This is a genomic window from uncultured Algimonas sp. (assembly GCF_947498175.1).
Classification (GTDB): Bacteria; Pseudomonadota; Alphaproteobacteria; order Caulobacterales; family Maricaulaceae; genus Litorimonas.
Genome location: NZ_CANMJB010000008.1, coordinates 15,047 through 40,546 on the forward strand (window position 1 = coordinate 15,047; position 25,500 = coordinate 40,546).

Genomic DNA, 25,500 nt, shown 5'->3' on the forward strand with positions numbered 1-25,500 from the left:
CTCAGAAACTGACGCGCAGTTTGGTGTAGTAATGGCCGCCGAGGAAACCGGATGGCGAGAAATCTGGATAGAGCTGACCGAAACTCGGCCCGAAGCCGCGCACCCGGTCGGGGTAGTTGTCGAAGATGTTGTTGGCCCCGACGATAAGCTCGACGCCGTCCATCGCTTCGTAGCCGACTTCGGCGTCGAACAGGAGTTCGGCGCTCTGGTCCGGCACGAAATAGATCGTATCGTCCCAGCCTCCGAAATAGTTGGCCCGAAGCAAGGTCCGCCAGCGGCCCTGATTGTGGATCCAGCTGGCGAAGCCTTTCCAGTTCGGCAGAAGGTCTTCCAGCGAGGCGATGCGGCTCGCGCCGATCGGATTGACGGTACCCACATCGGTGACCTCGGTTTCGTTGTAGTTGACCGCCAGGGTCAATTCGGAGGCGCCGCCGAACAGGTCGAACGGATACTGGCCGACAATGTCTACCCCGCGCGTCCGCGTGTCGTACGTGTTGGCGATGTAGCTGATGTTGGTCAGATTCTCGAAACCCGCGAAATCCCTCTGGTTCAGGACGCCGGCGGCGTCCAGCTGCACGATCGCCTGACCGGGTGTCGCATCCGGCGCGAGCGTCACGCCGTTTTGTGCGGCCGTGAAGGCCAGAACCTGTGTGAAGTCGACATCTTGCGCCACGGCGATCCGGTCGTCGACATCGACATGATAGGCATCGATCGTCCACTGCGTCGGTCCCAGGTCGAACGCCGCGCCCAAGGTGAAGACGTCCGCCGTTTCAACGTCCAGAGACGGGCGTCCACCGTCGCGGGACTCGATGAAGTCCGCCGCAAGCTGCACCGGCACGGAGTCGATAGGCAGCCGCGCGCTGTCCACGGGCAAGCCTTCTTCGATCAGGGTCGTGATACGCCGGACGTTGGCCTGTCCGGCCGTGGGCGCATGAAAGCCTGTCGAATGCGTCGCGCGCAGAGTGAACCCGTCCGTGATCCTGTAAAGGCCCGCGATCTTGTAATCGAGCGTGTCTCCGAACTCGGAATAGTCTTCATAACGCAGTGCCCCCTGCAGCGTCAGCGCGTCCGTCACATCGGTCTCGAGCTCCACATAGGCGGCGGAACTATGCTGGTTGGCGGACACGGATTGGGCGAATCCGGTGAAACCGTTCGCGCCCGAACCGAAGCCCTGCAGCGCAAGCGGGCCGACGGCGTACGAGGCGGGATCGCCTTGGCTCAGCTTGAAGCTCTCTTCGCGGAACTCCCCGCCGAAAGCGATGGAGAGTTCGGACCTGAAACCGGCATCGACCAGATAGGCGAAGTCGAGATTCATGACCGTTTCGGTCTGTTGCTGACCGCCGGGGCGGAAGTCGCGCGGCGAAGCATTCCCGAGCGATGGGTTGATCGTATTGCGGATGAAGAAATCGGTCTCATTGCTGCCATGCGCGATCGACAGGTCGTAGGCCACGCCGGACCCGATGTCCCAAGTGCCGCGAAGGCCGCCGGCGATGCTGTAATCGGTGTTCTCGCCGCCGAAACGCGGTGTGAAACCGCCCGGATAGGCCTCCAGCAGGGAGAAACAGTTCGCATCGGCCGCGATCCGGGCCGCGATGGCTGGGTCGGGGAGGTTCCCGCCGGCGCGGAGCGGAATGCCGGCTGGACAGGACGCGCCCGTGCCGAGCCCGTCCAGGTCGCCGATACGGATGGATCCGACCGCACCAGGTGCCGTGCTGGCGTCGCCCGTGACCGGATCGACGCTTGGGCCGGCGAACCGGCTGTCGGAATTGGTCGGCGCGCGGTAGAAGAAACCGTTCGAGACGGTCCGTTGGCTATAGGTCCCGAAGACGTAGGCTTCGGCGACATAGCCCAGGTCGAAAGCGGAATTGAGCACCAGCTTCAGATCGTCGTCGATCTGCGACCGGCCCCAATATTGCGGCACGCTGTCGCTGAAGCCGCCCGTGATCGTCGAAAAATCGGCAGCCGCCTCGTTGCCGGCGCCGATGAAGCCCAGCACGTCGGGTCGGATGACCGACCGGTCGGTGCCATCCGCCTCGCCGTATTCGGCGGTCAGGTTGACGAAACCGCGAGGACCGAGCGGCAGGCCGAGATTGGCGGACAATCGGTATTCGTCGCCATCTTCCTCATAGGTGGACCCGTATTTGAATTCGGCCACTCCGCCTTCGGGCGCATCCTTCAGAACGAAATTGATGACCCCGGCGATGGCGTCAGAGCCGTATTGCGAGGATGCCCCGTCGCGCAACACTTCGACCTGCTTCAGCGCGAGCGACGGGATCGAGGCGATATCCACGCCTTGTGCGCCGGACGAGATGTCGCCGCCGAAGAAGGTGATGATGGATCCGCGGTGGCGGCGCTTGCCGTTGACCAGCACCAGCGTCTGGTCCGGCGACAGGCCGCGCAGATTGGCGGGGCGGGAAATGGTGGAGTCGTTCGAAATCGGATGCGTGGCCACATTGAAAGCCGGGACGGATGTGCGCAGCAGATCCTGCACGTCGTCCGAGGCGTTGCGGTTGAATTCCAGCGCGGTGATGACGTCCACGGGCGCCGGGGTGTCAGCGGCCGAACGTTGCGTGCGGCGTGTGCCGATCGTGACGATCTCGTCCATGACGACGAAGCCGTCATCGGGTTCCAGTTCGGCTGGCGGCGTCTGCGCGTGGGCGGAGGCTGGCGTCATGGTCGTCGCCAGGGCGGCGGCGAGAATGCTCAGGGAAGGACCGAATGTCCGGATGAGGGGGCGGTGTCGCATAGGAGTGGGGATGTCCTGTTCGTGCTGCGGGCCGGGCGGAGGGGTTCGTCCGACTCTCCAATCTTGCTTCCCGTTAATGCCGCTGACGGGTCTGGCAAGGGTTCACGGCATATGCGCCGTTTCTGTGGCGGGCTTCGCGGAAAAACCCTTAAGGCTCCTTAAACGGGGATGCCCTTGAATTTGCCGTCGCGCGCGAGGGCGGCCTGCCAAGCCGGGCGGGCTTCCATCCGCTCGACATAGGCCTGCGTGTGCGGATAGGGCTCGGCCAGGCTGCCGCGCATCGCCGCCATCTGCAGCGTGTAGCCAAAGGCGATATCGGCCGCCGTGAAGCGCTCTCCCGCCAGGAAGGGATGGCGCGACAGATCGCCTTCCATTTTCGTCATCACGGCTTCCAAACGGGGGCCGTAGAAGGCGCTGTCCAACGTCTCCATGACCTTGCGGATGATCGCGCGGACCAGGCGCGGCGAGCGGTCCACGGCCAAGCTGTTGACGAAACGCCCGGTCTGCAGCGATTGGTAGCTGCCCTGGGCGGCATGGAACCAGAACAGATATTGCGCCCGGTCGGGGTCATCCGGGCCGGGGCGCAGATCGTGCCCGTCCGTCCGGTCGAGGACGTAGTCGATGATGGCGTTGCTTTCGGCCAGGGTTATGTCGCCGTCTATGATGACGGGCGCCGTGCCCAGCGGCGAGATCGCCTTGTAATCGTCGGGCGCCAGCATCGTTTCCGGATCGCGGTCATACATCTTGAACCCGTAATCGCCGCCCAGCTCTTCGAGCAGCCAGAGGATGCGGATGGATTGGGAGTTTTCAAGATGGTGCAGCGTGATCATGACGGGGTTCCCGGTAAGGCAGGCGGTTGGACTGCGCAATTGTCGATCAGGCGGACTCCGCGGCAATGGGCGGCGATCAGCAAGCGCAACGGTCGCGGCGGCAAGGGTCCGGACGGATGCGGTTGGAGCGTCTCCGCATCGGCCAGGCTGACATAGTCCACGCTGTCGAAACCGCGGTCGGTCAGCTCTTGCCGGGCGTTCTCCAATATCGCCGCAATGTCGCCGCCACTTTCCAGCGCGTCCTTCGCGCCGAACATCGCATGGTTCAACGCCCGCGCCACGGTAATGCCGTCCGCATCGAAATAACGGTTGCGCGACGATAGGGCCAGACCGTGCGCGTCGCGCGCGATGGGCGCGCCGACGATGTCGACCGGCATGTCCAGATCGCGCACCATGCGACGGATCACGGCCAGCTGCTGGTAATCCTTCTCGCCGAATACGGTCATATCCGGTCGGACGCGGTTGAGCAGTTTCGCCACGACGAGCGCAACCCCGTGGAAGAACGTCGGACGGTGATCGGTTTCCAGCCCGTCGCCGACCCCGCCGACGACGATGCGCGTGCTGTGATCGGGTTCGTACATGGCGTCCGTCGGGGGCACGTAGATCAGATCGACTCCCGCCTCGGCCAATAAAGCCGTGTCGCGTGTGATGTCCCGTGGATAGGCCTCGTAATCCTCGCCAGGAGCGAACTGCGCCGGATTGACGAAGATCGATACGATCGTCCGGTCGGCCGTCTCTCGCGCCAGCCGCACTAGCGACAGGTGCCCTTCATGCAGTGCGCCCATGGTCGGCACCAAAGCCGTTCTGAGCCCGTTTCCGGACAGTTCGGCCATTTCGGCGCGCAAGGCATTCAGGGTCGTCACGATCGGCGGCGTGGCAGTCATCGGCAGGGTGATCTTGGCTGGTTTCGATATCCGGGATTGGACGCCGCCCTCTAACCGGGTTCGGCGACGGATAAAACCTTGCATCGGCGCGGAGTGATCCGCAGCATTTCGCCGTGGCGGGCGCAAAGGGTGCGGGCCGTCGCCTGGTCGAGCGCTTCGACACGGACGCTATGGACGGTTCGTCCGTCGCGCTCTCGGCTGCGCGCACCGACGGTCCCGCTCCCCGCATTGCGGACCAGCGTGTCCGCCAGGATGGCCGCTTCGGCGGAGCTTTCGAACCCGTCGATCTGCAGCGCCCACGGCGCGGTTTCGCCGAGGCTCGTGGTTTCGGCGCGCGCCGCGATCATGCGGGGCGCTGCGTCAAGCGCCCTGGCGGGCGCGCCGGCCAGATCGGGCCTATCGAGTTGGCCCATCACGGCGAAACCGCGATCGACAAGATCGGACATATGGCTGTTGCGTGACGCGCTGGATGCCCCGCCCATGACCACGGCGATGAGGCGTCGTTCGTCACGGACCGCACTGATGACGAGATTGTAGCCCGACGCACGCGTAAAGCCCGTCTTGAACCCGTCAACATCGGCGCGCGAACGCAGCAATGCGTTCGTGTTGCGCTTTCCGGAAAAACTCTCCTGCCCGAAATAATGGTAATGCTGTGGAAAGCGGCTCAGCGTCGCTTGGGCCAGTTTGGCAATGTCGCGCGCCGTGCTGCGCTGTTCCGGATTCGGCAGGCCGTGCGGATTGCGGAACACCGTGCCGCGCATGCCCAGCCGCGCCGCCGTCTCGTTCATCCGCGCCACGAAGGCCGCTTCGGACCCGGCCACCCCTTCGGCGATGGCGGCGGCCGCATCGTTGGCGCTGCGCACGGCAACGGCCTGGATCAACGTATTCAGGGCGACGGTACGGCCGGCCTTCAATCCCATTTTCACGGGGGGCGTGGCTGCGGCGTGTGTCGTGATCGTAACGGGCGTGTCCAATGCGATCTCGCCGCGTTCGACCGCATCGAAGGCGACGTGCAGCGTCATGATCTTGGTCAGGCTGGCGGGGAAACGCGGCGCATCGATCTGGCGTGCGTGCAAGATGTCCAGCGTGTCCGCATCGACGATGATCGACGCGTATCGATCCTGCGCCGCCCCTGCAACGGGCCAAAATAGCGCGACGGGACAAAACAGAAGGAGCAGGATGAGATGGAGGAACCGCATGGCCGCCCTCTAGCGTGCCATCGGTTAGACCTTGGTTAATGGGCGTTAACGCCGACCGACTTGCATCGTGATCCCCGTGAACCCACATCCGCGCGCAACAGGACCGGGACGGTAGGACCGGAATATGGTCATTCACACCGCATTGTGCACCGAATGCGCCCGAGGGCTGTTCAAGCGCGGCGATGCCACTTAGATTGGGTCAGCATGAACGACGACGTTATCACCGCATCCCCTCTTCATCCTCTGCTTGCCTCCGGCCCGGACGGTCCCGGCGATAACGGTCCGTCGCCCAAGCTTCCAGGCGACGAGACGGAACGCGGCGTCGCCACCAAGGTCCGCGAAAAGACCAAGAAGCCGTCCATGTACCGCGTTCTGCTGATGAATGACGACTACACGCCCATGGAATTCGTCGTCTCCATCCTGATGGGCATCTTCAAGAAAACGCAGGAAGAAGCCACGACCATCATGCTGGACGTCCATCAGACAGGCATTGGCACCTGCGGTGTCTACACGTTCGAAGTCGCCGAGACCAAGGTCGCGCAGGTCATGGATGCGGCGAAACGCAACCAGCACCCACTCCAATGCACGTTGGAGAAGGCGTGATCGGTAGGGCTCTTTCGCCCGTTGAACGGGACTCCCTCCTGCGCGGGTGTTTGGAAGTCTCGCTTGTCGCTATCCTGTGCCTTTTCATCCGTGACTATCTGCTGACCGGGCTGTCTGTCTGGACGACATTTTTATCCGGCACTGGACTCGGGGCGGGCCTTGCCCTGCTGCGCATCTATCAGCATTACGGGTCGTGGGTTATCAAGGCCCATGCTAGTCGCATTGTGATTGTGCTCATGCTCGCATTCATTGCCAGCTCATTCTTGGGCACTTTGAAACCGATCGGGAGAGACTTCTTCGTTCATGCGGCCGTTTTCGCCTTTGTGGCACTCCGGTGGCAAGGCCGGGCGATAGCCCGAAAGGGCAGGGAGGATGTATGAAAACCATTCCTTTCGCCGTCGTTTCTTGCGCCAGTATGATGTGGAAGGCGCATTCACATTTATGTGCGCCCCTTGCCCAGCTCGCCGCATTGCAAACCGATTCCGGACTACCCAAATCGGATAGCTGAAAGGACCCATAATCATGGCATCATTCTCCCCAGTCTTGGAAGAAACCATCCATCGCGCCCTGACGCTCGCCAGCGACCGTAAACACGAGTTGGCGACGCTTGAGCATCTGCTGCTCGCGTTGTTGGATGATCAGGACGCCGCCGCCGTCATCACGGCGTGCAGTGTCGATATCGAACCCCTGCGTCAGGATGTGACGCGCTATCTCGACGAGGATCTGGCCTCGCTGACAGTCGAGGACTTCGAGGAAGCCCGCCCGACCGCGGGGTTCCACCGTGTGATCCAGCGCGCCGTCATCCATGTCCAGTCGTCGGGCCGCGAGGAAGTGACGGGGGCCAATGCGCTCGTCGCGTTGTTCGCCGAACGCGAAAGCCACGCCGTCTATTTCCTGCAGGAGCGGGACATGACGCGCTACGACGCGGTCAATTACATCAGCCACGGCATCGCCAAGAACGGCGCGTCCGTGCCCAAGCCGCCCACGGGTGCCGGCGACGACGTGGAAGACGGACAAGGCAAGGACCCGCTATCCGAATACACGGTCAATCTGAACCAGAAGGCCCGCGAAGGCGATATCGATCCGCTGATCGGCCGGGCCGACGAAGTCGAACGCTGCATCATGGTGCTGAGCCGCCGCCGCAAGAACAACCCGCTTTTGGTGGGCGATCCGGGCGTGGGCAAGACGGCCATTGCCGAAGGCATCGCCCGGCGGATCGTCAACGAGGACGTGCCCGAAGTGCTGCAGGACGCCACCATTTACTCGCTCGACATGGGCGCGCTGTTGGCGGGCACCCGTTACCGGGGCGACTTCGAGGAACGGCTCAAGGCCGTGGTGACGAAGTTGCAGGACACGCCGGGCGCGGTTCTGTTCATCGACGAGATCCACACCATCATCGGCGCGGGCGCGACAAGTGGCGGCGCGATGGATGCGTCCAATCTGCTAAAGCCTGCTCTGCAGTCCGGCAAACTGCGCTGCATGGGCTCGACGACCTACAAGGAATACCGCCAGCATTTCGAGAAGGACCGGGCCCTGTCCCGGCGCTTCCTGAAGATCGACGTGTCCGAGCCGACATCCGATGACGCGGTGAAGATCCTGCAAGGGCTGAAGTCCTATTTCGAGGAGTTTCACAAGGTCGAGTATACGCCCGAAGCGATCGAGTCCGCCGTGCAGCTGGCTGTGCGCCACATCACCGACCGCAAGCTGCCCGACAAGGCGATCGATATCATCGACGAGGCCGGCGCCCGGACCAAGCTGGTTCCGGAAGACGAGCGCAAGACCGTGATCGGCAACAAGGAGATCGAGGCCGTCGTGTCCAAGATCGCGCGCATCCCGCCCAAGAGCATTTCGCGCGACGACGAGAAGGCATTGGCGTCGCTCGAGCAGGACCTCAAGCGCATGGTGTTCGGCCAGGACACGGCCATCGAACAGGTCGCCGCCGCCGTCAAACTGGCGCGGGCCGGCCTGCGCGAACCGAACAAGCCGATCGGCTCCTACCTGTTCGCCGGCCCGACCGGCGTCGGCAAGACCGAGGTCGCGCGCCAGCTCGCCATGACGCAAGGCCTGGAACTGCTGCGCTTCGACATGTCAGAATATATGGAGCGTCATACCGTGTCGCGCCTGATCGGTGCGCCTCCGGGCTATGTCGGCTACGACCAGGGCGGACTGCTCACCGACGCGGTCAATCAGAACCCGCATTGCGTGCTGCTGCTCGACGAGATCGAGAAGGCGCATCCGGATATCTACAACATCCTGTTGCAGGTGATGGATAATGGCTTCCTGACCGACTCCAATGGTCGCAAGGTCGACTTCCGCAACGTCATCATCATCATGACGACCAATGCGGGCGCGGCGGACGCGGCCAAGGCTGGGATCGGCTTCGGGCGCGGTCTCAAGGATGACGAGCAGGACGAGGCGATCAAACGCCGCTTCACGCCGGAATTCCGCAACCGCCTCGACGCCGTGGTCATGTTCGCCCCGCTGTCCAAGGAGCACATCGCCCGCGTCGTGGACAAGTTCGTCATCCAGCTGGAAGCCCAACTGGCCGACCGCAAGATCGAGTTCGAACTGACCAAGGGCGCGAACGACTGGATCGCCGAGAAGGGCTACGACAAGCGCTACGGCGCGCGACCCTTGGGCCGCACGATTCAGGAATATGTCAAGAAGCCGCTGGCCGACGAGATCCTGTTCGGCAAGCTGAAATATGGCGGCCTGGTCAAGGTCGGCGTCAGCCGCAAGAAGGACGAGGACGGCCTGACCTTCAAATTCGTCCCCGCGCCCAAGCCCAAGGCGCCCGAGGACGAAGGGTCTTCGGAGACGCCGAAGGAAGATGCGTAGGCAGTCGCCGCAGGCGACTTTTCGCTAGCGGAGAAAACAGCCTAACGCCGTGAGCTCAAGCGACCGGGAGAGAGAGACCGCCCTTCAGGGCGGTCTTTTCATTTCAGCATGAAGGTATGGGCACAGCATTCAAAGTCCACGACTTGCAACGTTTAACACCCCTCCACTGATAATGATTGCGCACGGGTCTAGTGAGACAAAGAGTTTCAGCCGCTATGCATGGTTGTCTCTTTGGTGCTTTTGTCCATTGAGCGACCGGCTAATGGACAATAATCGTAACCCAGCCGTCAAAGTGGCTTCGGGTCCATCCAGTCCAAGGCTAGGCGGAATGTTTCGATCAAACGCGCATAGGGGTTCTCGTCGCCTTCGACCGATAGAACGTGCGATCCGCCAACGACGCGATGGGTCGTCACATCCTTGCCGGCAACAATCCGTCGCGTAACGATTTCCTCCAGCCCGTCAGCCGTGATCTGCTCATCCTGCGTCCCATAGGCGATGAAGACGTCGGCATCGGACGCCGCAAGGTCAGTGGCCGGGCACGCCATGCCGAAAGTCGACCAGAAAAGCGGCGTCTGCCCCCAGATGTTTGTGGTGCTGTCTTCTGGGCTGGCGAATATGCGCCGCAAATCGGATTCGCTCTGCCTGAGCGTCTCTGCGACACCCTCTTGTTTCGCGTCAGTCCCGGCATCTTGATTTTCCAGAAGCCAGTCACGCCGCGCTCGCACCAGCATGTCATCGAGTTGATGACACCCATGACCGGATATGAACGCGACATGGGAAACCGCTGTTTGCGAAGCCGCGAGATGCGCGGCGACAATGGCCCCTTCGGACAAGCCAATCACGCGAATACCTGCGAGCGCTTGAAGCTCATCGTGCACGGCAGACGAAACCAGATCGACCGTATGTGTCCAGTTTTCCAAGCTATGCTGACGTCTGAAAGCCTCGGAGCAGTCACCTTGCTCCCCTCCATCGGACTGACCGGCATGGGGCTTCTCCACGATCAGCACATGATGTCGTTCACCTGACAAGCTTGCGACAACATCCTGCCCTGCCGTCCCTGAATACCGACCATCTCCCAGATTCGAGAACACTGGCTCGCATCCCGATCCCTGAATCATGACGAGCAGCGGTGCGCCGTTGCGGCCTCTGCGAAGATAGGCGGCGTATTGCGCTGAGCCGAAAGTCAGGTCCAACCGCTCAAAATCACTGACGCCCAAAGGTGTCGTTGCAATTCGGACCGGTTGGTCGGAAGGCTTCTCCTGCGCTTGTGGCAGATCGGTTCTACCGGATAAGGCCGCGTTGCATGCGGTCAGGCATCCAATCAGAAAGAGGGTCACCAATCTTGTTATCATGAGATTTCCTCGGTCCTAGACGTCCGCAGATCTTTGCGTTATCATCATAAAACAACTAGCAATGATTGTTTTACGATGATTCCTGATCCTCAGTCTAGTGAAAACACGAGATCGATCCGCATTGTCGCGCGAGCCGTCCAAGGTGTCGCAATTTTGGCGATCTGTATTTTCATCCTGATCACGGTCGTCGGCGACATCTCGATTGCCCTGAGTGATACAGAGGCTGCGGCCATAGACGCCTCGACATTCGGCGGAGCCAAAGACCGTCTTACCTATTTGCCCTATCACCTGAGTGCGCTCGCAGCCTTCGTTTTCCTGTTTCGGCTTTTCGGGCATTTCGCGCATGGGCGCATTTTCACACGCCACACCGTCGCGGATCTACGGTGCCTCAGCCTCTCGGTGGCCGCGAGCGGACTGAACAAGATCGGTGTCGGGGTATATGCCGCCGGTCTGGAGGTTCTGGATGCAAAGCCGGACGTTGCGCTCACGATCAATGTGACGGGAGGTGCTCTCATGGCCGTGTTCGCGGGTCTGCTTCTCTACGCGCTCGCTTTGGTATTGAAAGAAGCCAAGATGCAGACCGAAGATCTGCGGCTGATTTTCTAGTGCCGGAAACGAACATCGTCATTCGGCTCGACGTCATGTTGGCGCGTCGCAAGGTCAAGTCCAAGGACCTCGCACGCTACATCGGTATCACCGAACAGAACCTGTCGATCATCAAGCTGGGCAAGGCCAAAGGCATTCGGTTCGCAACACTCGCAAAGATTTGCGAGTTTCTAGAGTGCAAGCCGGGCGACATCATCGATATAGAATTCTGCGAAGATGAGGCCATCTGTGATTAGTGTTTGTAATCCCTGCGACTCGGTCGTCCCCATTAGTCTTTGTACATAGAACGAGTGTAACGATAGACCTTCCTTTAACGTACAGCTTGCAACCCTGGCTCCCTAATCCCAATCCCGCCGCCGCATCACCGCGAGCACGTCCCCGTCTTCCCCAAACAGGGTCAGCTCCTTCCACGTCGCTTCGGCGGCGCGGACGCGGGAGAGCAGGTCTAGGAAATCCCGTTCGGCCTGCATGAGGGGTGCAGGACAGGCCTTCTTGGTGCTGGCCAGCGGGCCGAAGGTGACGACGCGGCCGCTCTGGTGGAAATTGCCGAAGAAATCGTTGCAGCCGCCGGACCCGACGACCTCGCCGTCGGCCTTGAAAGCGACGAACCGATCGCCCTCCCTGTCCATCGGACCCCATTCGGTCCCGGCCAAGCTGGCCAGCGGGCGGCTTGTGGCGTGGCTGAGCGCCTTCTGGCAGGCGGCGAGTGCGGCCATCACGACCAGCGAGCCAACGACGCGTCCGATCATCAGTTCACCTCCCGGTACGGATCGCCCAGCATGCGGGCGATGGAGCGGCCGTTTTCGGCCAGCGCGGCGACATCGACGCTGACGGACTGGTCGCAGACGGCATGGCGCGACTGTTCCAGATAGTAGCCGGCATTGAAGGCCTGGGTCAGGGCGCGCTGCTGTCCGGCATCGCCGGGCGCTTCGACATACATCATGCGCGTCATATAGGTGCGCCATTGCTGGTCGCCGTCGCCGAAGCAGAGCGTGCGCAAATAGTGCATCTGCCCCAGATTGCGTGCCAAGGCCTCGACCAGGCTGGTCATTTTGACCATGTCGGCCTCGATACGCCGCTCGGCCGCCTCGCGCGCCGCGGAGCGCTCCGCGGCGGTCTGGGCCATCACTGTGGACGGCAGCAGCAGGGCGAATATGGCGAGCAGGACGCGCATCGCCTCAGGCTAGCCTGTCCGCCTGCGCAGGGCGAGCGCGGATTTCAGCATGCTGCATGGCCGCATGAGCCTCGCGAATGACGACGTCCGTCTTCGGCCACATGTTCAGCGCGGCGATGTCGGCCACAGGCACGAAACGCGCCTCCAGCGCATCGTCCGCGCCGCGAGGCTGACCGCCGCGCCATGTCGCCGCGTAGTCGTGCAGGCGGTAGGCGACGCCTTCGAAATCCGCATCGATGGTCGCGATCTTCGGGCCGAGGTCGGCCGCCACTCCCGTCTCCTCGGCCAGTTCGCGCAAGGCCGCTTCGGCTTCGCTTTCGCCAGGGTCGATCCGACCTCCGGGCAGGGACCATTCGCCCGCGTGCGGCGGATTGGCCCGGCGGATCAGCAGCACGTCGTCCCCTCGCAGGCAGACCACGCCGACACAATCCACGCGCATGATCCTGCGCTCTTTCATATCGTCCGTCATTGCGTTCCCTCTGCCCTGTGCTAGCGCCGATGTCATGTGCGGACGTTACGTTCTGGATGCCGAGCTCGAGGACGTGGCCGAGCGGTTCGATGCCGAAGACGGCAGCGAGGGCGCGTGGGACTGGGAGCCCGATTACAATATCGCGCCGACCCGCACCGTGCCGGTCATCGCCCATGACGGCGAAAGGCGGACCAAGATCGTGCCGATGCGCTGGGGCCTGCACCCCCATTGGAGCAAGGACAACCCCCAGGACAGCAAGTACGGCCCGCTCTTCAACGCGCGCCTGGAAACGGCCGGAACGAAGCCGTCCTTCCGCACGCCGTGGAAACGCCGCCGCGCGTTGATCCCGGCGACCCACTGGTATGAATGGACCGGCGAACAAGGCGGCAAGATCCCCTGGTGCATCAAGCCGGAGGAAGGCGGGATCTTCGCCTTTGCCGGGCTGTGGGATCGATGGCGCGTGGACGAAGGCATCGAGCTTTTGTCCTGCACCATCCTGACGACCGACTCGGACGGCCCGCTGCAACGGCTGCACCACCGCATGCCGGTGCGCTTGCCCGAGGACTATTGGAGCGACTGGCTCGATCCGGAGGCGAATCCGGATCTGCTGGCCGAGACGCGGCTGGACGCGGAGGACCTGATCTTCTGGGAAGTCGGCCGGGCCGTGGGCAACAGCCGGTCGCGGGGCGCGGAGCTGATCGCGCCACTCGCCTGAGCGCTCACGGGTTCTTCGCTTCGCGCTTGGGCGGGTTGATGTCGTCGGCGGGCGCGTCGGGGGCGCTAGGGTCGACCGGCTTGACCTGGTCCGTCAGGCTGGGCGCTTCGGGAAAGCGCCCCGGAAACATCCGCCGCATCGCCAGGGTCAGGAAATCCGCCATGCGCGCTTGGCGCAATCCGACGGGCCGGAAGGGGCCGCGTGTCGTGTCGGCGATGGTCTGGCGTTCCATTTCGGCGTTCAGCTCCGCCCCGATGATCACGGTCATGGCCGTCAGCCAGAACCAGAGCAGCAGGACGATGACGGCGGAGATGCCGCCATAGGTCGTTTCGTACTGGCCGAAATTGCGCACGAAGACGCCGAACCCCCAGGACAGCGCCAGCCAGGTGATCGTCGTGAACAGCACGCCCGGCACGACCCAGCGCTTGCGCGGCGGCCTGCGCGACGGGCCGAACCGATAGACGATACCCGCCCCCAGCATGAACACGATCAGCAGCAGCATCCAGGGCAGCCAGCCTGACAGGATCCGGGCCGTGTCGTCCAGGTTCAGGAAGGCCAGCATCGCCGGAACGCCGATGATGACCATCAGCGAGACGTAGATGAAGGCGAACAGCCCCAGCGTCATGCCGAACGCGGTCAGATAGAAGACCAGGATGCTGCGCTTTTCGTCCTCGCCATAGGCCACGTTCATCGCGCGCAATATGGCGCGGATGCCGGCCCCGGCCGTCCAGAAGGCGAAGATCAGCGACAGCAGGATGCGCATCGACAGATCGCGGTCCGGGGCGCTGATGACCGAGGCGATCTGGTCCGAGATGATGATCCAGGCGCTTTTGGGCATGAGCGGTTGCAGGAAGTTGGCCATGCCGCGAACGTCCGTCAGGTCCGCGAAATAGCCGTAGATCGACAGCGAGGCGGAGATCAGCGGGAAGATCGACAGCAGGGCGAAGAAGGCCACGCCCGCCGCCACGACCGGCACATTGTCCTTGTTGACCTGGACGAAGACGCGCGCGGCGATCTGGCCGTATTCGCGCAGGGTGAAGCCGAACGGTGTCTTCACGTCGCGCTGGACGAAGTCGAGGGACGCAATGCTCATGGCGGGCGGTTTCCGATCGGGTCCGGACCTGCGGCTTAGGATTTCTTGGGCGGTTGCGGGCGTTCGAACACCAACTCGGCCGCCGACGACCGGTCTTCGGACAATTCGTATCCGCCCGCATCGAAATCCCGCAGACCTTCCGCCCGGTCGATGCGGTTTTCCACCACCCAGCGCGCGAACAGACCGCGCCCGAACTTGGTGTAGTACTGGATCGGCCGGGCCTTGCCGTCCTTTTCTTCAAGGAACTTGACGCTGAGCACCGGCAGACCGAGCGACTTGGCGCGGACCGCCTTGAAATATTCGTTGGACGCCAGGTTCAGGACGGTCGGATCGTCGTGCCCGTCCACGTCGTCGCGCAACTGATCCGCGATCCGGTCGTCCCAGAACTCATAGAGGGTCGCGCCGCGCGCATTCGCCATGCGCGTACCCATTTCCAGCCGGTAGGGCTGGATCGCGTCCATAGGACGCAGCAGGCCGTAGAGCCCCGACAGAATGCGCAGATGGTCCTGCGCATAGTTCAGATCGTCATCGGACAGGCTCTTTGCCTCCAGCCCCCAATAGACGTCCCCGTCGAAGGCGAGGACAGCGGGTTTCATTCCGTCCGCCTCGCCGTCCGGATCGAACCGGTCGAACCGGTCCGCATTCAGCTGCGCCAGATTGTCCGACAGGTGCATCAGGCGCTTCAGATCGCCGAGGCTCTTCTGCTTGGCGGTCGCGGCAAGCGACTTTGTGTCGTCCAGCAGGCGCGGCCGCGTCACGGCGACAGGCCCGTCATAGGCGTCCATGTTCAGTTTCTTGGCGGGGGATAGCAGGGTGATCATCGATCTCTCCTCATAACAGCGAGCCGCCTCGAAAACCATTTTCTGGGGCTTGTCCGCGTGGGTCTGCGAAGCGGTCGCAGGGCGGGGCGGGGAAGTCAAGGGGTGGGGCTTGGGCCGGTGTCGCGTGGCATTCCGGCCTCCACTCCCGACCCGTCGCTCCGACCCCGGCTTTCACTGCCCGAGTCTGCCATCGTCAGCGCTTACAAGACGAGGGCGCGTGTCCTATCCGCTCTTGAGAGCCCGGCCGACGCCAGACCCTGTCGATGAGTGCCGTGAACGTCGTTTCCTTCATGCCTCATCCCGAGCTCCCTCTTCGCTCTCTGTCTCTGCCTCCTTTATCCCTCATCCCGGACTCGATCCGGGATCCATCTCCCACCGTCTCGTCTGGCTGCAAGGGTCGGGCAGTGGACCCCACGGGACCGCGCGAGCGTGTTCCTGTCCGGGGTAGGGGGGCTGATTGATCTTCAGGCGAGTGTCATCGTGCGACCGGGCATCGGGGCCACGGCGGGGTTGCGTTTGTGCCGCGAAGGCGACACGAGGCGCGGGCCCTGCCCCGTGACGGGGAAGGGAAAACAAGAACCATTTTCACGAAGGCAGGGCCCGCGCGAGGAGTCCGGCCCGACATCGCCGCCCGGCGTGCGGCCCACCCCTGAGATCCACGGCCTCCCCCCGACCGCCGAACCTGGCGAGGCGGGGATCTCAAGCGCGCGCGGAGCCCAGGGACCAGCCACACGTCGGGACGAGACATCGGAGGCGATCGGCCGCTGCGTAGGTCGGCCGACCCCTCCACCCGGCGGTGCGCGGTCCTCTCCGGGGCTACGATTGCACCGGGGTTTGTCAGACCCTGGCGTCGGCTCTCCCGGAAAGGACCCGCGGACTGCTCTTCACAGTCCTTGTGCGGCGGAAGGATCCCCGCTCACACCACCGAGCCCTCGCTCCTGCCCGCCGCACCGAGGGTTAGGCCCCTCCTCGTGTCTTGCAGCGAACGGGTATGAAATTACGGGCAAAAGGGGTTTGCGAAGATATAATTCATGCAGAAATCGTGGAAGAGGTTGAAAGGGCGGTGAACTTTCCGGCGCGCAAGAGCGCTATAACGAGGATGGGTCTACGACAGGTTGCAAGGCAGGGCAGGATGGGCCGCCTGCGGCGGGCTTCTTCAACGGGTCCCCCTCCGACCTACGCTATGCTCCGGCCACCTCCCCCTCGCGGGGGAGGAACGGAAGCGAGAAGCCAGCCCGACCCTGAGTTCCTCCCCCGCGAGGGGGAGGTGCCCCGAAGGGGCGGAGGGGGACAGACGAAAAAGCCCGGCGTCAGGCGGACGTTCATGGGCTCGCGCTGCGCTCCGCGCGCGTCCGTGGGACCGGTGTTGACCGGCAATCCAAGGCCTGGGGCTGGACGGGGGGGGTTCGCTTCCCTAGAGCCGCGCGTCATGAATGGGTCTGCGCTGATCATCGCCATCGACGGGACGTTCGCGTCCGGGAAGGGGACGTTGGCGCGGCGGGTGGCGGGGCGCTATGGGTTGGCGCATCTGGACACGGGCAAGCTCTACCGGGCGGTGGCGCGGGATCTGCTGGCCGAAGGCGGGTCGCTGGAGGATGCGGAGCGCGCGGCGCAGGTGGCGCGCCGGATCGATGCGGACACGCTGGACGATCCGTATCTGAAGAGCGGCGGCATGGGGTCGGCGGCCTCGAAGGTCAGCGTGCATCCGCCGGTGCGCGCCGCCTTGCTGGACTATCAGCGCAAGGTCGCGGCGCGCGGCGCGGTGCTGGACGGGCGCGACATCGGTACGGTCGTCTGTCCGGACGCGGATGTGAAGCTGTTCGTGGACGCGGCGGCCGAAGTGCGGGCGCGTCGGCGCTTCGAGGAGCTGAAAGGCTACGGCGAGGACGTGACCGTCGAAGGCGTGCTGGCGGCGCTGCGCGAGCGCGACGATCGCGACATGAGCCGGGCGACGGCGCCGCTCAAACCCGCTGCGGATGCGCACTTGCTGGATACGAGCAAGCTCTCTATAGACGCCGCCGTCAGTGCGGCGTGCGATGTGATCGATGCCGTGGTGAACGCGACTGCGTGAAAACCGCCGCCGGGCTCTCCAAACCCGCCGCCTTTTCACCCTCGTGATCTTTTCAATCCGCTCTTTCGTCACAGGCGCAAGAGAAGACCGCGGGCGAACGGACCCGTTGGCACAAGACCCTTTTTGGAACTCTACACATTATGATGGATGAAACATTCAACCCGTCCACGGACGATTTCGCCGCAATGTTCGAAGCCTCGGTCGAGGCGTCCCCCATGCGCGAAGGCAAGGTCGTCGAGGGCATCGTCACCGGCATCGAAAAAGACATGGCCATCGTCGATATCGGCCTGAAGACCGAAGGCCGCATCGAACTGCGCGAATTCTACGAACCCGGATCGGACAACCAGCTGAAGGTCGGCGACACGGTCGAGGTCTTCCTCGAACGCATCGAGAACGCATTGGGCCAGGCCGTCCTGTCCCGCGACAAGGCGCGCCGCGAGGAGAGCTGGGTCAAGATGGCCAAGTTCCACGAGGACGAAGAGCCCGTCAAAGGCACGATCGTCGGCCGCGTCAAGGGCGGCTTCACCGTCGATCTCGGCGGGATCAACGCCTTCCTGCCCGGCTCCCAGGTGGACATCCGCCCCGTGCGCGACATCGGCCCCCTCATGGGCACGGAACAGCCGTTCCAGATCCTCAAGATGGACAAGAGCCGCGGCAACATCGTCGTGTCCCGCCGGGCCATCCTGGAAGAGAGCCGCGCCGAACAGCGCGCCGAACTGGTCGCCCAGCTGCAAGAAGGCGAAGTCCGCGAAGGCGTGGTCAAGAACATCACCGACTACGGCGCGTTCGTCGATCTCGGCGGTATCGACGGTCTGCTGCACGTCACCGACATGAGCTGGCGCCGCGTGTCCCATCCGAGCCAGGTGCTCAATGTCGGCGACACGGTTCAGGTCAAGGTCATCCGCATCAACCCGGAAACCCAGCGCATCAGCCTCGGCATGAAGCAGCTGCAGGACGATCCGTGGAACGCGGCCGCCGCGAAATACACGCCCGGCACACGCCATACGGGCCGCGTCACGAACATCGCCGACTACGGGGCGTTCATCGAGCTGGAAGAGGGCGTCGAAGGCTTGGTCCACGTCTCGGAGATGTCCTGGACCAAGAAGAACGTCCATCCCGGCAAGATCGTCTCCACCTCCCAGGAAGTGGAAGTCGAGATCCTCGACGTGGACGAAGAGAAGCGCCGCATCTCGCTCGGCCTCAAGCAGGTCCAGGCGAACCCGTGGGACAGCTTCACCGACCGTTTCCCGGTCGGCAGCACGATCTCCGGCGAAGTCAAATCCGTCACCGAATTCGGCCTGTTCATCGGGCTGGAGGACGATATCGACGGCATGGCGCACCTGTCCGACCTGTCCTGGGAGAAGTCCGGCGAGGAAGCCCTCAAGGACTACAAGAAGGGCGACATGGTCGAGGCCAAGATCCTCGAAGTGGATGTGGAGAAGGAGCGCATCAGCCTCGGCCTCAAGCAGCTGGAACGCGACACCATGCCGGCGGGCGCCAAGTCGTTCGGAAAAGGCAATGTCGTGACCTGCACGGTCACCAACGTCCAGCCGGCCGGTCTCGACGTCAGCTTCGGCGAAGAAGACAATCTCGTCGCGGCCTTCATCCGCAAGGGCGATCTGTCGCGCGACCGCTCCGAGCAGCGGCCCGAGCGCTTCGCCGTCGGCGACAAGGTCGACGCCATGATCACCCGCGTGGACCGCAAGACGCGCCAATACGGCCTGTCCATCAAGGCGCTGGAGATCAACCAGGAGAAGGAAGCGGTCGCACAATACGGCTCTTCGGACTCCGGGGCGTCGCTCGGCGACATTCTGGGTGCGGCCCTGAAGGACCAAGACTAAGGCGACCTGAAGGGCGGCTTGGCCGCCACAATCGTGCCGCAATCGCGGTTGGAATTGACTTATGATGGTTCAACCCTGCCCGGATCGCTCCGGGCGGGGCTTTTTTTAACCGCAAGGACAGGTTAGTCCTTGACGGGTTGCGGTCGGACGCGGTTTACACGGCGCCATGCTGCGCTCTGAGCTCATCGACAAGCTCCATGAAGAAAACCCGCATTTAACGCGGCGGGACATGGAACGCGTGGTCGCCGTGGTCCTGGAAACCGTGACGCAGACGCTCGAACGCGGCGCGCGGGTCGAGCTGCGCGGTTTCGGAGCCTTTTCCGTTCGTCATCGCCAGGCGCGCGCCGGACGCAATCCGCGTACGGGCGAACCGGTCGCGGTGCCGGAAAAGCATGTGCCGTTTTTCCGCACCGGCAAGGATCTGCGCGAGAACATCGACGCCTCGCGCGAGGCCAACGGGCCTTGCTGAGGGTCGAGACGGCCTTTCAAACCGTTCACACCGTTTTATAGTCCGGCCGGGGCGGTGCCAGGCCGGCCCGCATTGCATAGGGTTATCGCATGGGTATGATTTCGGAATTCAAGCAGTTCGCCGTCGAGGGCAATCTGGTGGACATGGCCGTGGGCTTCGTCATGGGCTCGGCCTTCGCCACAGTGACCAAGGACTTCATCGACGGCGTGTTCATGCCCGCGCTGCAGCCGGTCATGGGCGGGATCGACCTGTCGGAATGGCGCATGGTGCTGCGCGAAGCCGAGGTCGCCGCCGACGGGACGGTCATCGATCCGGGTTGGATCATCAATTGGGGGCAGTTCCTCACGTCGCTCATCACTTTCGTCATCGTGGCTTTCGTCATGTTTCTGATCATCAAGGGCATGAACAAGGCCAAGAAGAAGGAAGAGGCCGCGCCGTCCGCGCCGCCCGCCAACGAGGTGCTTCTGGCCGAAATCCGCGACCTGCTCGCCCGTCAGAACGCCAAGATGTAGCGATCGGTCCCGATCGATCGGGAACTTTCGGGGCGCTGTCCGCTATATTAGGCATAGTTTCGCCTGCGGAGGTTCCATGGTCTATCGTCGTTCACCACTCGGTCGCGCCGGTCTCGGAGGGCGGTCCGTGCGTCGCCGCGGCGGAGGGTTCCGCTGGCCGGTCATGATCCTCTTCGCCGTCGGGGCGGCGATCTACTACTTCATGAACCAGGAAACCGTGCCGTTCACGGAGCGCAAGCAGCTGCGCACGATGAACGTGGACCAGGAAATGCAGCTCGGCCTGCAGAGCTATCAGCAGATCCTGTCCGACTCCAACGTCCTGACGGATGGTCCCGTCGTCGAAGTGGTGCAGGAAATCGGCGCGCGCATCGCTCGCGCCGCGCAAGCCGAAGACCCGGGTTTCGAATGGGCGTTCAATGTGATCGACAGCGACCAGGTCAACGCCTTCGCGCTGCCGGGCGGATATACCGCCGTCTATACCGGGCTGATCCCGGTGGCCCAGAACGAGGATGGTCTGGCCGTGGTGATGGGTCACGAAGTCGCCCACGCCCTGGCCCATCACGGCGCCGAGCGTATGGCGCAGCAGAACATGCAGCGCATCGTCGGCGCGGGCGTCGCCATGGGTGCGGGCGGCATGGACTACGAAGCCCAGCGCATGGTGATGGGGGTGTTCGGCGGCATCAGCCAGTATGGCTACGCGCTGCCCTTTTCGCGCAAGCACGAGTCCGAGGCCGATTATATCGGGCTGATCCTGATGGCGCGCGCCTGCTACGATCCGCGCGAAGCGCCGCGCCTGTGGGAACGCATGGCGGCGGCCGGCGGCGCGACCCCGCCCGAATTCCAGAGCACCCACCCATCGCCGGAAACGCGCATCAGCGATTTCCAGACCTGGATGCCCGAAGCCGTCGAGATCTACAATCGGAACTGCCCCAGCGACATTTCGCTATAGCGCCTACTGCCCGGCGGCTGTCGCCAGTTCGATCCGGTCGAGCAGGCTGTTGAGCCGGTCGCGGCGGACGAGATCGTCGGGCTTGGCGGTGCGTGGCAAAGAGGCGAAAGGCCGCTCAGACAAGGCCGCACCCATCACATCGGAGAAGACCTGAGCCGGGATCGTTCCGCCTGTGATCCGGTCCATCGGCGCGTTGGCATCGTTGCCGATCCACACCCCCAACGTCAGGTCCGGCGCGTAGCCGACGAACCAGGCGTCGCGGTTGCCGTTCGTCGTCCCGGTTTTGCCCGCGACCTCGCGGTCCGCTATGAGCGCCCGTCGGCCCGTGCCGCGCTCCACCGTGCCGACCAGCATCCGGTTCATGTGCCGGACTTCTTCCGCACTCAGCACCCGGCGCGGCGCGGGCGGGTCACGGTGGTACAGCGGCGTTCCGTCCGCCGTGGCGATGGAGATCAGGCCGTAGGGCGCCCATGCGTCCCCGCCAGTGGAAAAGGGGAGATAGGCTTCCGTCATGTCGATCACGCTCACCCCTTGCGCACCCAGCGCGAGGGATGCGTAGGGCTTGAGATCCTCGAGCCCGAGCTGGGCGGCCGTCGCCACGACCCGGTGCCGCCCGGCCTGTTCGGAGACCTTGACCGCGACCGTGTTGATCGACCGGGCGAGCGCATCCTCCAGCGCGATCGGCCCGGCGAACGTTTTCGAGAAGTTGCGCGGCGTCCAGCCGTCCACCGTGATCGGCGAGTCGGTGCTCATCGTCCAGGGTTTCAACCCGGCGCGCAGCGCGGCGAGATAGACGATGGGCTTGAACGCGCTGCCGGGCTGGCGCCGGGCTTGCACCGCGCGGTTGTACTGGCTTTCCGAATAGTCCGCGCCGCCGACCATGGCGAGCACATCGCCGCGGCCGCCCAGGAGCACGGCGGCGCCTTGGTCCGCGCCGCGTGACGGGTCCAGATAGGCGGCGAGCGCGGCCTGCGTGGCGCGCTGCAAGTCCGCATCGAGGCTGACCTGGATGACCATGTCGCGATTGGGCACGCCGACGCGCCGTTCGATCTCCGGCCAGATCCAGTCGATGAACCCGTCCGGCGTGGCCGACCGTCGCGGCATGAGGACCGATACCGGCGCGGCCAGCGCCGCATCCAGCGCGCCTTCGCCCAGCAGGTCCTGCCGGTCCATGGCGCGCAGGACGGTGCGCATCCGGGCCGCCGAATCGTTCGGATTGTGCGCCGGGTTCAGTGCCGACGGCGCCTTGAGCAGTCCGGCCAGCAGGGCGGCTTCGGACAGGCTGATATCGTCCGGCGTTCGTCCGAAATAGGTCTGGGTCGCGGCTTCGAGCCCCCAGGCCCCGCCGCCGAAATAGACGCGGGACAGATAGAGCCGCAGCAGTTCGTTCTTGGTGAAACGCCGTTCCAGCCAGATCGCGACGATCATTTCCTGCGCCTTGCGGTTCAGGGTCTGTTCCGGTGTCAGGAAGACGTTCTTGGTCAATTGCTGCGTCAGGGTCGACCCACCTTCGACCACGCGTCCCGCCCGCAGGTTCGCCACGGTCGCCCTGGCCAGACCGTAAGGGTCGATGCCGCTATGGGCGTAGAAGCGGCGGTCCTCGGTCGCCAGCACGGCTTGGCGCACATGGGCGGGCACGTTCGCGATCGGCATTGGCTCCAATGCGTGCGCGCCGCGCACGGCGATGTCGCGCCCTTGCCGGTCCATGAACTGGATCGAAGGCGGGCGGTTGTCCTCCCACAGGCGCGACGCATCGGGCAGGTCCGCGCTGACATGGGCGAAAGCGGTGAGGACGGCCATGCCGACGAGGTAGGCGCAGGCGAACCCGGCCGTCGCCGCGATGCGGCCGAAGGTCAGCAGGCGAGGCGGCAATGTCGGCAGCGCAAGGCGCATGAGGGGTCCGGAGCGAAGCGTTCGGTGACCGGGCCATGATGGTTATGAAATGGTTTATGGGTGGCTAATATCGGGAGGAATTCGTGCGGATGAGAGTGTTTGAGGCGGGTGTTTTAGGATTCGTTTTCAACTGAGCGGTTTGGGGCCTGTGTTGCCCATTCTTCGCGCATTCATCCACGCGCATCTTGTGACAAAACCCTCGGCCAGACCTCGGCATTGTTGTTGGGGTTTGGGTCAGGCACTCACCACATATCGGTCTTCGCAGACCTTACCAGACCCCGACGTTGCATCGAATGCGTGTTGTATTGCCGATGGCAGTCCCTTTGCCTGAGTCGTGCTTGCGCCGCGAGGTCCCCTTTTCGTCCTTTGAGGCGAATATCGGGCCGACGAGGTGTGCGACGATTGCCGTTGCAACCTTAGACCCGCATGGCGGGACGCAAACCTGTGGGGTTAGCCTGGGAGGGTCGCCGTCGGTCCCGCCAGCGTGCTGCCGCCGGACCGCTTGGCGCCTTCGCCGCGGACCACGTCCTGGTCGGTCGCGGCGCAGAAGCTCAGCACCGTATTGCCGCGGGCGCGGTCTTCCTGGCCGGGCTGGATGAATTCCAGTCCGCCTTGCGGGGTCTTGGCCAGGATGAGGTCCAGATCGTCGCCGCGGTCGCGATACAGGTCCTCCAGAGTATATTCATCCGAAAGCTTGGTCACGCGGAAGCGCCAGCCGTTCCACCAGTCCCGCGTCAGCGCATCGAAGGCCCGTCCGCGCGAGGTCAAGGTCCGGCCCCGCGACGTATAGGCGATGGCGTCGTCATCGGCATCGTCGTCGCTGTTGGTGATCTGGAACACGCGGTGGCGGCCGAGTTCCGGCGCGAATTCGACGCTCACCAGGGCGTTGTAGGCATCGTTGGGCGTCGCGGCGATAAGGTAGTTGAATTGCGAATGGTCGAGCGAATAATCGGCGTTTTCCGACAGGACTTCGCCGAAAAACGTGTTGTGCCCGTCGAGCCGGGCCGCGCGCAGGCGCCGCCAGTTCGTGTCCGCGATCAGCACGTGCACGTCCATGTCGCGCAACGCCTTGGCCAGGCCCAGCGACCACGGATTGGCCCCGACGATCAGCACGCCGTCGCCGCCGCCGCTGCTCTGCCCCAGCGCCTTGGCCAGAGGTCCGATGAAGAATCCCGCGAACAGCACGGTGGCGAAGACAAGGGCGAAGGCGAGCGGCACGAACAGCGCGCCCTGGTCCAGACCCAGAGCCTGCAGCTCTGCGGCGAACAGGCCGGCAACGGCCACGGCGACGATGCCGCGCGGCGCGATCAGGGCGACCAGCAGGCTCTCGCGCCAGTCCAGTCCCGACCAGAGGGTGGACAGCATGACGGCGATCGGGCGGACCAGCAGCATCATGATGCCGACGAACGCCCAGACGCGCCATTCCAGCAGGAACGCCTGCAGGATGGCGGGCGTCAGCGTGGCGGTCAGGATGACGAACACGCCGGAGACCAGGATGATGGTGATGGTTTCCTTGAACCGCCGCATCTCGACCTGGGCGGCAAATTTCAGATTGGCCATGGTCATGCCCAGCGCCGTCACCGTCAGCAGGCCGGTTTCGTCCGCCAGCTTGTTGGACAGCACATAGACGGCCAATACCCAGGCCAGGACGACCGGGGCTTTGAGATATTCCGGGATGTGCCCGCGCCGGAACGACCACGCCATGGCGTAGCCGGACAGGATGCCGACCACGATGCCGAATATGGCGGCGAAGGCGAGGCGGCCGAAGATCGCCGCCGCGCTGACGCCTGTAAGCTGGAAAACGATGATCTCGTAGCCGATGACGGCGAACAGAGCGCCGACCGGATCGTTGACGATGCCTTCCCATTTCAGCACGTTGGCGGGCCGGTTCTTCAGATGGGCTTGGCGCAGGAGCGGCATGATGACGGTCGGCCCGGTCACGACGAACAGGCCGCCGACCATGACGGAAATCAGCAGAGGCAGGCCGACGATGTAGTAGCAGGCCGCCGCGCCGAGCGCCCAGGCGATCGGTCCACCCAGAAACACCAGGCGCAACACGGCGTTGCGGGCATTGCCCAGATCCCGGAAACGCAGATTCAACCCGCCTTCGAACAGGATGATCGCCACCGACAGGCCGATCAGCGGGCGGTAGAGTTCGCCGAAATCATTGACCGGGTCGAGCCGGAACAGCCCGATGACGGAGGCTATCTGGTGGGGAATGTTCAATTGCAGAACCGCGCCGAGCAGCGGCCCGAAGATCAGCCCCGCCAAGGCCATCAGCACGATGGCCGGGCGCTGCAACCGCCAGGCCAGCCACTGCGCGCCGATCCCCAGCACGCCGATCAGGGCGAGCTTGATCGGCAGGCTGAAGGCCGCATAATGCGCGGCATCGGCGGAGAGGGAAGCGGCCATTCGGGATCCGTCGCGACGCAGGA

Annotated in this window: 22 protein-coding genes; 10 read left to right on the top strand and 12 right to left on the bottom strand. The window is 63.9% G+C overall.

The window, feature by feature from the left end; genetic code table 11:
* Position 1: 1 nt before the first annotated feature.
* The 4 genes from Q0718_RS11165 to Q0718_RS11180 all read right to left on the bottom strand — a co-directional run bounded on the left by Q0718_RS11165 (position 2) and on the right by Q0718_RS11180 (position 5,659).
* On the bottom strand, positions 2–2,674 hold the full coding sequence (locus Q0718_RS11165; protein WP_298917785.1) for a TonB-dependent receptor: 2,673 nt from the start codon (positions 2,672–2,674) through the stop codon (positions 2–4).
* A gap of 230 nt (positions 2,675–2,904) precedes the next feature.
* Entirely contained in the window at positions 2,905–3,576 is a 672-nt protein-coding gene (locus Q0718_RS11170; protein ID WP_298917788.1) for a glutathione S-transferase family protein, read from the bottom strand.
* Positions 3,573–4,460: a pantoate--beta-alanine ligase gene (gene panC / locus Q0718_RS11175; RefSeq protein ID WP_298917791.1), complete on the bottom strand. Its 888-nt coding sequence runs from the start codon at positions 4,458–4,460 to the stop codon at positions 3,573–3,575. The genes Q0718_RS11170 and panC overlap by 4 nt, the downstream gene beginning before the upstream one ends.
* Positions 4,461–4,510: 50 nt before the next feature.
* Positions 4,511–5,659: a D-alanyl-D-alanine carboxypeptidase family protein gene (locus tag Q0718_RS11180; protein WP_298917794.1), complete on the bottom strand. Its 1,149-nt coding sequence runs from the start codon at positions 5,657–5,659 to the stop codon at positions 4,511–4,513.
* A gap of 204 nt (positions 5,660–5,863) precedes the next feature.
* Here Q0718_RS11180 and clpS point away from each other — a divergent pair, with 204 nt between their 5' ends.
* Complete coding sequence (gene clpS, locus Q0718_RS11185; RefSeq protein ID WP_298917796.1) at positions 5,864–6,262, top strand: ATP-dependent Clp protease adapter ClpS; 399 nt, start codon at positions 5,864–5,866, stop codon at positions 6,260–6,262.
* Between the two features lie 522 nt (positions 6,263–6,784).
* Positions 6,785–9,100, top strand: a complete 2,316-nt coding sequence (gene clpA / locus Q0718_RS11190; protein ID WP_298917799.1) for an ATP-dependent Clp protease ATP-binding subunit ClpA — start codon at positions 6,785–6,787, stop codon at positions 9,098–9,100.
* Between the two features lie 287 nt (positions 9,101–9,387).
* Here clpA and Q0718_RS11195 read toward each other — a convergent pair whose 3' ends face one another.
* Complete coding sequence (locus Q0718_RS11195; protein WP_298917802.1) at positions 9,388–10,437, bottom strand: alpha/beta fold hydrolase; 1,050 nt, start codon at positions 10,435–10,437, stop codon at positions 9,388–9,390.
* Between the two features lie 90 nt (positions 10,438–10,527).
* On the opposite strand from Q0718_RS11195, the gene Q0718_RS11200 reads away from it, so the two are divergent.
* Together Q0718_RS11200 and Q0718_RS11205 are read left to right on the top strand one after the other, a co-directional pair.
* Complete coding sequence (locus Q0718_RS11200) at positions 10,528–11,058, top strand: DUF2975 domain-containing protein (RefSeq protein ID WP_298917805.1); 531 nt, start codon at positions 10,528–10,530, stop codon at positions 11,056–11,058.
* Positions 11,059–11,093: 35 nt separating this feature from the next.
* Positions 11,094–11,294: a helix-turn-helix transcriptional regulator gene (locus Q0718_RS11205; protein ID WP_298917966.1), complete on the top strand. Its 201-nt coding sequence runs from the start codon at positions 11,094–11,096 to the stop codon at positions 11,292–11,294.
* A gap of 102 nt (positions 11,295–11,396) precedes the next feature.
* On the opposite strand, the gene Q0718_RS11210 is transcribed toward Q0718_RS11205, so the two are convergent.
* Genes Q0718_RS11210 through Q0718_RS11220 form a run of 3 tightly spaced genes read right to left on the bottom strand, consistent with a single transcriptional unit; the run spans position 11,397 to position 12,689 of the window.
* A complete protein-coding gene (locus Q0718_RS11210) occupies positions 11,397–11,807 on the bottom strand; it encodes an META domain-containing protein (RefSeq protein WP_298917808.1) in 411 nt (136 codons plus the stop codon).
* On the bottom strand, positions 11,807–12,232 hold the full coding sequence (locus tag Q0718_RS11215) for a TIGR02301 family protein (protein ID WP_298917811.1): 426 nt from the start codon (positions 12,230–12,232) through the stop codon (positions 11,807–11,809). Before Q0718_RS11215 ends, Q0718_RS11210 begins: the two co-directional genes overlap by 1 nt.
* A 4-nt stretch (positions 12,233–12,236) precedes the next feature.
* Positions 12,237–12,689, bottom strand: coding sequence for an NUDIX hydrolase (locus Q0718_RS11220; RefSeq protein ID WP_298917814.1), 453 nt, complete (start codon positions 12,687–12,689; stop codon positions 12,237–12,239).
* 46 nt (positions 12,690–12,735) lie between these two features.
* Here Q0718_RS11220 and Q0718_RS11225 point away from each other — a divergent pair, with 46 nt between their 5' ends.
* Positions 12,736–13,416 carry an SOS response-associated peptidase gene (locus Q0718_RS11225; protein ID WP_298917816.1) on the top strand — a complete coding sequence of 227 codons (681 nt, stop codon included), beginning with the start codon at positions 12,736–12,738 and terminating at the stop codon, positions 13,414–13,416.
* 4 nt (positions 13,417–13,420) lie between these two features.
* Here the strand turns inward: Q0718_RS11225 and Q0718_RS11230 are convergent, their stop codons facing one another.
* Both Q0718_RS11230 and yaaA read right to left on the bottom strand, forming a co-directional pair.
* A complete protein-coding gene (locus Q0718_RS11230; RefSeq protein ID WP_298917818.1) occupies positions 13,421–14,509 on the bottom strand; it encodes a YihY/virulence factor BrkB family protein in 1,089 nt (362 codons plus the stop codon).
* Between the two features lie 35 nt (positions 14,510–14,544).
* Positions 14,545–15,330, bottom strand: a complete 786-nt coding sequence (gene yaaA / locus Q0718_RS11235) for a peroxide stress protein YaaA (RefSeq protein ID WP_298917821.1) — start codon at positions 15,328–15,330, stop codon at positions 14,545–14,547.
* Between the two features lie 1,429 nt (positions 15,331–16,759).
* Here yaaA and cmk point away from each other — a divergent pair.
* From cmk to Q0718_RS11260, 5 genes are all read left to right on the top strand, one after another.
* A complete protein-coding gene (gene cmk, locus Q0718_RS11240) occupies positions 16,760–17,401 on the top strand; it encodes a (d)CMP kinase (RefSeq protein WP_298917824.1) in 642 nt (213 codons plus the stop codon).
* Between the two features lie 143 nt (positions 17,402–17,544).
* On the top strand, positions 17,545–19,242 hold the full coding sequence (gene rpsA / locus Q0718_RS11245) for a 30S ribosomal protein S1 (RefSeq protein WP_366523881.1): 1,698 nt from the start codon (positions 17,545–17,547) through the stop codon (positions 19,240–19,242).
* Positions 19,243–19,408: 166 nt separating this feature from the next.
* Positions 19,409–19,711, top strand: a complete 303-nt coding sequence (locus Q0718_RS11250) for an integration host factor subunit beta (protein ID WP_298917830.1) — start codon at positions 19,409–19,411, stop codon at positions 19,709–19,711.
* Between the two features lie 89 nt (positions 19,712–19,800).
* Positions 19,801–20,223, top strand: coding sequence for a large conductance mechanosensitive channel protein MscL (gene mscL / locus Q0718_RS11255; RefSeq protein ID WP_298917833.1), 423 nt, complete (start codon positions 19,801–19,803; stop codon positions 20,221–20,223).
* A gap of 163 nt (positions 20,224–20,386) precedes the next feature.
* Positions 20,387–21,172, top strand: coding sequence for a M48 family metallopeptidase (locus tag Q0718_RS11260; protein WP_298917836.1), 786 nt, complete (start codon positions 20,387–20,389; stop codon positions 21,170–21,172).
* A 3-nt stretch (positions 21,173–21,175) separates the two neighbouring features.
* Here the strand turns inward: Q0718_RS11260 and Q0718_RS11265 are convergent, their stop codons facing one another.
* Together Q0718_RS11265 and Q0718_RS11270 are read right to left on the bottom strand one after the other, a co-directional pair.
* Positions 21,176–23,065 carry a PBP1A family penicillin-binding protein gene (locus Q0718_RS11265; protein WP_298917839.1) on the bottom strand — a complete coding sequence of 630 codons (1,890 nt, stop codon included), beginning with the start codon at positions 23,063–23,065 and terminating at the stop codon, positions 21,176–21,178.
* Between the two features lie 450 nt (positions 23,066–23,515).
* Complete coding sequence (locus Q0718_RS11270) at positions 23,516–25,477, bottom strand: cation:proton antiporter (protein WP_298917842.1); 1,962 nt, start codon at positions 25,475–25,477, stop codon at positions 23,516–23,518.
* Positions 25,478–25,500: the final 23 nt, after the last annotated feature.